At 61.1% G+C, this 8,183-nt stretch carries 4 protein-coding genes; all 4 read right to left on the bottom strand.

What is annotated here, in order from left to right:
* Window positions 1-4: 4 nt before the first annotated feature.
* A complete protein-coding gene (locus tag CGK74_RS12075; protein WP_094268719.1) occupies window positions 5-2,104 on the bottom strand; it encodes a RecQ family ATP-dependent DNA helicase in 2,100 nt (699 codons plus the stop codon).
* Between the two features lie 34 nt (window positions 2,105-2,138).
* A complete protein-coding gene (locus tag CGK74_RS12080; protein WP_094268720.1) occupies window positions 2,139-5,378 on the bottom strand; it encodes an Eco57I restriction-modification methylase domain-containing protein in 3,240 nt (1,079 codons plus the stop codon).
* Window positions 5,379-5,509: 131 nt separating this feature from the next.
* Complete coding sequence (locus CGK74_RS12085) at window positions 5,510-6,286, bottom strand: hypothetical protein (protein WP_094268721.1); 777 nt, start codon at window positions 6,284-6,286, stop codon at window positions 5,510-5,512.
* Between the two features lie 134 nt (window positions 6,287-6,420).
* A partial coding sequence (locus CGK74_RS18945; protein WP_206186242.1) for a hypothetical protein occupies window positions 6,421-8,183 on the bottom strand: 1,763 nt, incomplete at its 5' end.

The following is an 8,183-nucleotide window of genomic DNA, read 5'->3' on the forward strand; positions in this document are numbered from 1 at the left end:
GTCTTCATTTGGCCGTCGTCGTCGCTAAGGCGAACGGCAATACTGCGCTGACACCCACCTGCCTAAGCAACGCAGACGTGAGCGTGAGTGTCCAAGCAGAGTCCACTACGTCGTCCACGAGCAGCACCGGGTCGGAATAGCAGAGGTCAACATCCACAGAAAACGCGCCGTCCAGGTTGTGGCATTGGTGGTACCGGTTTTCCATCTGCTTCTGCTGCTCAGTCTCCCGCGTCTTCTGGATAGCGTCTCGGAAGGGAATGCCCAAAGCGTCGGCCAGCCGGCGCGCAAAATCAGGAACCAACTCAGGATGCCTAAGCGATGGAATGCAAGCGACCCACGCGGCCCTCGCCGCTTCAGGCCAGCGATGCCTGAGCAAGTCCACAGTTGCAGAGACCAGTTGGTCATCAAATCGGCCGGCAGCCTTCCCTTGGGCAACCAGGGCACCCCACACCGGCTCGCCCCATCGGGAGAGCACACGCCCATCCTGCCCTCGAAGGTTTTGGGGAATGTTCAGCCCTCGCCATCCGAAAACGGAAGTGTACTGCTTCAGAGCGGACAGTTCCCACTGCTTCTTCAACTGCAGGGGCATCTCGCTGTGGCGGATGAAGCGGCGCGCTTCGATAACGGTAGAAGGGTCCGTCTCGACAGATAGCACCGGCTGCTGTAGGCAGACCGCGCAACGGCCACAAGGTCCGCTCGTAATGTCGTCTAGCGCGTTAGCCAAGAACTGCATGGAGCAACGGCGATTCGAGATGTACTCCTGCATCTGGCCCCACTCGAGTTCACGCTGTCTCGTGAGATGAGCGATGCGTTCCCGGTCCATCACGAACGCGTTTGGCGTCCGGAACCACTTGCCATCGATGCGCACGACTGGAGACCGGGGCTCAACCACCAATAGCTTCAAGACCTTCTCAATCTGGGATGAGCGGAGATTGACTGCGCGCTCAAGGTCACGCACCTTCATACCGTCCTCTGCGTCATCAAGGGCTCGCAGGATGCTCTCAACTTGCCACTCTGGTGGGAAGGCTGCATCACGGAAAAACTCGTTGATGTCATTGTCTTCTTTTCCCGAGAGCAGTACGCCGTAGGCGAGTGGGATGGAGCGGCCAGCGCGGCCAACCTGCTGGTAATAGGCAACAACGTTCCCAGGCGTCTGGAAGTGAATGACGAAGGTGAGGTCAGGTTTGTCGTACCCCATGCCGAGGGCGTTCGTGGCCACGAGGCATTTCAATTGGTTTGCCGATAGGGCCTGTTCCAGTCGTTCCCGCTCGGGACTGTCAATGTCGGAGTGATACGCATGGGCATTGATACCGTTCTGGCGCAACCATGCGGCGATTCGCTCCGCATCTCGGGTCGTGAGCGCATACACGATACCGCTGCCTGGAAGTTCAGGAATCCTGTCGGCCAGCCAAGCCAAGCGGTCTGCAGGGCTTGGCATTTGCATCACCTGCAAGGCCAGGCTGCCCCGCATCAGGGGGCCACGCTGAATCTGGACATTGCCGCCAAGCTGGGCACCCACGTCCTGTTCGACCCTGCGGTTCGCGGTAGCGGTGGTGGCCAAGACCGCAATGTTATTGGGGAGCCGCTCAAGGACCTGGCCAATACGTCGGTAGTCCGGCCGGAAGTCGTGCCCCCAATCGGAAATGCAGTGTGCTTCGTCGATGACCAGCATGCCAATGCGTGCCGCAATGGGCTGTAGCAAGCCAGTAACAAACTCATCGTTTGCCAGTCTCTCTGGCGAAATCAGTAGCAGGTCGGCGCCATCCGCGAGCAACGTCCGGCGAACCGCATCCCATTCATTCGTGTTCGTCGAGTTGATGGTCAGGGCGTTGAGCTGAAGGCGGTTAGCTGCCTCAATTTGGTTACGCATCAGCGCCAACAATGGCGACACGATGAGCGTCACGCCATACCCCCGAGCCCTCATCAGCTTCGCCGCCACGAAATACACCATGCTCTTGCCCCAACCCGTGCGCTGGATACAAAGCACCTTTCCGCGCTGGTTGACGATGTGGTCGATGGCCTCCCATTGGCCAGACCGGAAGTCCGCTTCCGAGCTTCCCATCGCGGCGCGCAGCAGTACCTGCGCTTCGGCTCGACTGACCATGTGCCTCTTTCTCCCTTAAGTCTTTTTCTTTTCTTTAAGTGCGCGCCGACCGCTTCTCCGCCAGCGTCAGGTGATGGTCATTGATGCGGTCGTCCGTAAACACCGCGAACCACGGTGCGCTCTCCACGTCCTTGCCGCGGTCCTTGTCCCACTTGATGTTGAGCTTCGGGCCCTTGTTGTGGCGCAGCACGCCGGCGGTCATCCAGGGGCGGATGTTGAGGCGCACGCCGTCGTTGAGGCCGGGATTCCAGCCGATGGGCTGCTCAGCGAGCGGTTTCCAGCGCACCAAGATGTCGTAGGGCGCTTCGCCTTCGAGGATGGCTTCGAGCTTTTTCTTCAGCGCCTGCGCGGCGGCCAGCCGCTGCGGGGCGCCGTCGAGGCCGCTGGCCACACCGGCTTCCTGAATGCGAATCCAGTCGCCCAGGTAGGTGTGGATGAGGCGTTCCAGGTTGCGGGCGTCGAGCTTGTGGTAATTGACCAGCGCGCCAAAGCCGTCCTTGAGGCCATCCCATACATGCCAGATGAAGGGGCGGTGGTGGAAGCGCTTGGCGTGCTGTTCGAGGAATTTTTCGCGTAGCCACACTTCCAGGCTCTTACCGGCGCAGTCAGCCTCGGCCAGCAGGCGGTCGAGGGTGGAGGCTTTCCAACTGCCCGGGGTGACGGTTTCCCAGGCGTCGATGAGGAGTGCCAGCAGGCGCTCATGGGCGGGCTTTTCACCGCGCACAGCGGGCAGGCAGACAAGGCCGTCGTCGTCGGCGTGACCCACAAGCTGCCTGCACCTCTCCGTCCAGTTCCGCGTCGCATCGCTCAGCTCAAGGCTGTCATCGCGTTCAGTGGGCCAGCGATAGCCGAGGAGGCGTGCCACTGCGACCTGGAGCGGGTCTGACGAGGCGGCCGGGTGACCATGGAACAGCCACTGCGTCGGGTCTTCGGTATACAGAGCTGGCAAACCGTTCGGGAATTGACGTTCGGCCTCTGCCTGCCAGCGCGGCAGGTCAAAGCCCACCCGTCCCAACGCTGCGTTGGCCACGCAGATTCGCCGGTCAATTTCGTGCACCGCCTCGGTGTATTCGTCCGAAGAGCAGAACGCCATCACTGCAGGCAGCAGCGATTCGTCGTGGGGAATGATGGCAGCCGTAGTCTGGTTATAGAAGTTGCCAAGATACGGGCCGGCCTCCAGCTGCCGCATCCGGCTCACAGCCACACCCTTCTTACCCCACGCCGCCTGACCACGAATGTAGGCGAGGCCACTGCTCATAAGGTCTCCGCTGCCCTGCTGCCAGTAGAAAAGCGAACTCAAGCCCGTAAGCTTGCCGGTCTCTTCCGGAGACTCCTGCATGTACTCCCAATCCGCCGTTCGCACGGGCAGTTCCCAGAAGAAACGGCAGTAACGAGGGTAGTCGCTCGTCTGTAAGCCCACATAGGGTGTGGCGAACTCGGAGAGCGGCGGCAGGCTTCCGCCCTGGGTCATTGCAACCAGATAGTCAGGGCTTCCGCTTACCTGCATGAAAGGAAGCGCATCGGGCACGGCTGACCGAAGGGCGGCGGCCTTCTCCTCCGCTGTGCGATGTATCGCGACATCGACAACGGAGATGTGGCTATCCACATCCGGTGCAAGGGACTCGAACACTAGCAGGGATGGGAACGCCCCTGCCGCATCCGCGCTACGGAATGCCCCCTCGCCTAGATTGACGACACTCTGCAGTGCCGACTGCTGGAGTATGGCGCGACGGTGCGCCCCATAGCTGCCAGCGAACAGCCAGGACTGCTGCAGCACACACCCAACTCGGCCCTCTGGTTTGGCGAGTTTGAGGCAATACTCCAGAAACACCGCCCCCAGGTCGTGCCGCGCGTCGTAGAACTGCGCCTCGACAAATTCACGCAGCGCGTCGCACATTCGTCCACGACCCAAAAAGGGCGGATTGGTCACCACCACGTCGTAACGTTCCCGGAGCAAGGCGACGGCACGCGCAAACCCCTGCGCGGCGATGAACTGCTCCTCGCCCTCTGCGTCCCCTGCGCCACTCGAATTCTCTTTCGCCAGAGCGTCTTCCCATCGCGCAGAGTCGAACTGCACTGGCAACAGACTGCCAAGCAAAGGCGCCGACGAGAACGCCGAACCCGAACGACCTCGGCTCGGCGCACGACCGGCACAGGCCAGGTTGAGTTCAGGGAGGGGGCGAAACCCCAGGGGGCGTCCCTCTTCATCGGGATACGACCACGCCGCGAGCGCCAACGCAAAGGCTGCAATCTCGACGCAGCGCGAGTCCAGTTCCACGCCGAAAAGATTCTGGGACAACACCGCGTCGACGGCATTACGAACACTCAGGCCCTCTGTTACCACCCGCATGGGCACCAACAGATGCAGCGCAGCGACAAGGAAATGCCCCGACCCGCAGCACGGGTCCATCAGCTTCAGGCTCCCGAACCGCCCAATCTTCGAAGTCGAAGGCTGCTCACTTTCTCCCGCACTTGGGGTAACGAGGTAACGCAGCGGCAAACGCTCTGCCAGTTCAGGATGATTCGCACGCCACACAGCGCCGATGGTGTTGTGAAGCAGGTACTCCACCATGTAGGGCTCGGTGAAGAGCTGGGTCACTGGCGGCAATTCGTCTGCCCCCACCTTCACCTGCGAGGCATTCACCTCTTCCTTGCGCTTGCCCTGCCAGAACTGGTAGGCCCATCCAAGGCTGTCGGACGCCAGGAACACGGTTCGCGGCAGCCCCGCCAGCAAGCGTTCGAGCGCCTGTTGATGCTCCGGCGCAAATCGCAAAGCAAGCACTGGCGAATCGGAGCGGAAAAGCTGGAGCAGCATCCGCTCCGCCAGGCGACCTGCGAGCTCCCAGCCACTTCGAGCCTCGAGCGCAGTCCCCGACGAACCGGCCAGCTCGTGACACTCGTCCAGCGTCACCGAAACCCCGCCCTCCCAAATCAGAAGGTGCCGCTCGGCGAGAAAGCGCGCAAACAGCATCCGATGCCAATGCTCGTAAGCTGACTCCCAAACCAACCGCTGCACTGCCTGGCTGCCATCGGCTCCCAAGGGGTCGCCCAGGACTCTGGCATGCGCACGCAGCCTACGGCGAAGCACTCGCTGGAGCTCGTTAAGGTGCGCGGGCGCTTCCTCGTCAGCCACGCCCAGTTGCAGCAGGGCGGATTGCGCACCGGCCTCTGCCGCCACGCGCGCAGCGCGCACGGCTATCTCCAACTGGCCACGCAATTCGCTCGACAGCGTTCGCCCGATGGTGCCATTGAGTTGGTAAGACAGCTCCGTCATCGTTTCCTCGATACGCTCAAACTGCGCTCAAACGCATCCGCCTTGCGCTATCGCTGGGATGTGCGTCTGAGGCAAAAGTCCAACGCCGCTTTATGCAGGTTCATGCCATACGGACCGTAACGCTCTATCTGTCAGCTCAGCGCTAGCTTCACCGCTTCCTGCGCTTGGCGCCCAAGCTCCGCACGCGGGTGGCCAACGTGTTCCCCAAGCCACTGAGGGATGAGTGCACCCTGTGATTTAAAGTGTTCAACATGCACGAACATCACCTTGCCGTCCGTGTAGGCGACATCACGTACGCGCGACCACTTTCCGGGGCGGGTCGACTGGATGAGACGAAAGCACTCCTCGACATAGTTCAGCTTGGTTCCTGTGCCAAACATCACGACCAACCGGGTCTTGGCGGGGAGTTGTGAAAGGTATTTCTGCGTGCAGCGACTTACGACATCCTTGCCAAGGTCGGATGCAACGAACTTATCGAGCATGCCGGCGCCGGTACCAATCCAACCCTTCTCTTGGTAGTGTTGCTCGACCGTGCACTTGACTAGCGAACCGAAGTGAAAACGTCCGGTGCGGTCAGCAATCAGCGCACTAACACGCCGGTTGATGACATGGTTATCTGCGCGGTCAGGCAAGGGCAGCAGCCCGACATGGTGAAGAATTTTCCCCACCGCCACACGGCCACCCTTGAACGCAATGAGGTCGTGATGCGTGGCCTCCAGCGCACCAGCCTGCGTGGGCCCCTTCGAGAAGCCCAATACCACTACCTCGGCCTCCGGGTTTCCCCAGGCGAGCGGATTAGCGGTAATGCGCCAGTGACCCTGGGTACGACGTGTTTTGTCGAACTGCACGGCTCGGTCGTCGAAACATGCAGTACATTCGATGCGGCCGTGAGCCGGTAGCTGAATCATCTGAGCCCTCCCTGATTTTGTTACGGATGCTACCGATGAAGTAGCTCACGAGATGAGCGACACCGAAAATATCCCGTGTGTCCTCGACGCCGCAGAGAGCCCACCGGCGCAGCTGATGATGCCGTCACACGAGTTCATCGGCCCCTCGCGCCATCCCGCGCCACGCGCTTCTCCGCCAGCGTCAGATGATGGTCATTGATGCGGTCGCCCTTGAACACCGGGAACCACGGCGCACTTTCCACGTCCTTGCCGCGGTCTTTGTCCCACTTGATGTTGAGCTTCGGGCCCTTGTTGTGGCGCAGCACGGCGGCGGTCATCCAGGGGCGGATGTTGAGGCGCACGCCGTCGTTGAGGTCGGGGTTCCAACCGATGGGTTGCTGGGCGAGCGGTTTCCAGCGCACGAAGATGTCGTAGGGTGCTTCGCCTTCGAGGATGGCTTCGAGCTTTTTCTTCAGCGCCTGCGCGGCGGCCAGCCGCTGCGGGGCGCCGTCGAGGCCGCTGGCGACGCCCGCTTCCTGGATGCGAATCCAGTCGCCCAGGTAGGTGTGGATGAGGCGCTCCAGGTTGCGGGCGTCGAGCTTGTGATAATTGACCAGGGCGCCGAAGCCGTCCTTGAGGCCGTCCCACACATGCCAGATGAAGGGGCGGTGGTGGAAGCGTTTGGCGTGCTGTTCGAAGAACTTCTCGCACAGCCACACTTCCAGACTCTTGCCGGCGCAATCCGCGTCGGCCAGCAGGCGGTCGAGGGTGGAGGCTTTCCAGCTGCCAGGGGTGACGGTTTCCCAGGCGTCGATGAGGAGTGCCAGCAAGCGCTCGTGGGCGGGCTTTTCACCGCGCACGGCGGGCAGGCAGACGATGCCGTCGTCGTCGGCGTGGGCGGCGAGCTTGTCGGTGTGCGCAATCCACTGGCGGGCCTCAATGGCGAGTTCCATGTCGGCATCGGTCTCGGCCGGCCAGCGGTAGCCGAGCAGGCGGGCGACGGCGACCTGCAGCGGGTCGGTAGCGGGCTGCGGGTGGCCGTGGAACAGCCACTGGGTGGGGTCGTCGGAATAGGGTTTGGGCAGGCCGTTAGGGTAGCGTTCGGCGGCGACTTGTTGCCAGTGGGCGAGGTCGAAGGGGACCTTCACAAGAGTTGCGATGGTTACGTTGAGCTTTTGGTCAATAACCCTAACCGCATTTCGAAATTCAGGAGAGGAGCAATAGCACCAGACTGCCGGAAAGTACTCTTTCTTCTTAGGTACGAGAGTCGCTGCATTTTTTCCAAAAATCTCACCCGTATAAACAGTTACCGGTAGATTCCTCATTTGGGTTACACGAAGCCCCGCTTTTCCCCACGCAGGCGCACCTTTTATGAACGAACCGGGAAATGATGAAATAACCTCACCATTACCCCCCCACCAAATTATGTCTGTCCTACCCGAATACAAGGTCGTTTCAAGGGTGTTTTGTATATAGATCCGCCAGTCGTCATGGTGACGAACCTCCGTAAACTTCCGAACGAATCTATCGATATCGCCAGTCGTCAACCCTTCAAAGCTTGTGGCGTATGTCTCTAGCCTCTCACCGCCCTCATCTTCAGCCAAGGTGACCCGCGCATCCGGATTCCCCAACTGCCCCTTCTGCCCCACCGACACCACCGCCCCCTCCCGCAGCAGCGCCGCCTTCTCCGTCGCCCCCTTCACCCCGCTGGCATCCACTCCGCGCAAGGCAAACGCCTCGTCGGCCGGCTCATGGGTCTGGGTGAGCAGGATGACATTGAAAGCCCACCAATCCATGATTTCAAAGGCAGCCATCCCCAATCGCCCAAGTAAATTCCACTGCACTCGCTTCAACAGGCTTTCGCGCTGCTTCTTGGTAAGCGGTAACCGGGCGGCGTTCTTGCCTACTTCGAGCGCGG

The organism is Thauera propionica (assembly GCF_002245655.1).
Taxonomy (GTDB): domain Bacteria; phylum Pseudomonadota; class Gammaproteobacteria; order Burkholderiales; family Rhodocyclaceae; genus Thauera; species Thauera propionica.